The 976-nt window shown below is 37.8% G+C and carries 1 protein-coding gene; it reads left to right on the plus strand.

Features of this window, described 5'->3' with window-relative positions; genetic code table 11:
- Positions 1-976, plus strand: a 976-nt coding sequence (locus tag GMD6S_RS09505; protein WP_000309546.1) for a Spy0128 family protein, incomplete at both ends; no start/stop codon positions are given.

Raw genomic sequence — 976 nt, forward strand, 5'->3', positions numbered from 1 at the left:
TCAGACGATCCTAACTATGTAAACTGGCGTATCCGTGTTAACCGCTATGCAAAATCTTACACAGGGGTTAAACTCGAAGATACTATTCCAGAAGGACAAGTTCTTGCAAGTGAAATTACTGGTTACTACTTTACTGAGTGGAACAAAGCTGAAGCTCGTCCAAGACTAGAAGCTGCCCATATCAACGTTGTTGATGGAAATCACTTTACAATCACTCCAAACGGTGATGGTACAATGGACGGACAAGGTCTCTATATTCTATATAAAACTCGTCTAACTGCTCCAGTTGACAATGCAACTAAAAAAGCATTTAACGATGTAAAAGCGACAACCGATCAAGAAACATTTGATGTTCATGGATTTGCTGCTTTGACAACTACAGAAGGTATCGGTTCAGGTGCGAAGTCTGATGAGGTTGAATTCCAAGTTAAGAAAAAACTTGAAGGAAAAACTCTTGAGGCAGATGCATTTACTTTCCAATTGATTGCTCCAGATGGTTCTGTAACTGAAGCTAAAAACGATGCTGAAGGAAATGTTAAATTCCCAGCAGTTAAATTCTCTAATGAAGGTACATTCAAATACCAAATTAAAGAAGTAAATGACAACAAACCTGGCTATACATACGATGATTCAGTACTTGAAGCAGAAGTTACTGTAGCAAACGTGTATGGTCAAAAGATTGCAAGTGTTAAATATAAAGATTCTAAGAAAGAATTTACAAACACATACGCTGCTAAAGAAGCAAAACTTCAACTTGAAGCTAAGAAAGTCTTGAACGGTAAAGCTATCGAGGCTGGCCAATTTGAATTTGAGTTGAAAGAAAATGGAACAGTTCTCCACACTGTTTCAAACGATGCAAACGGTAAGATTCAATTCCCAGAACTTACCTTCACAAAAGAAGAAACTCGTACATTCACTATCTCTGAAAAAGCAGGTGATGTAGCCGGAGTTGAATACGATCCAAATGCTTATGAAG

Source organism: Streptococcus sp. GMD6S (genome assembly GCF_000297015.1).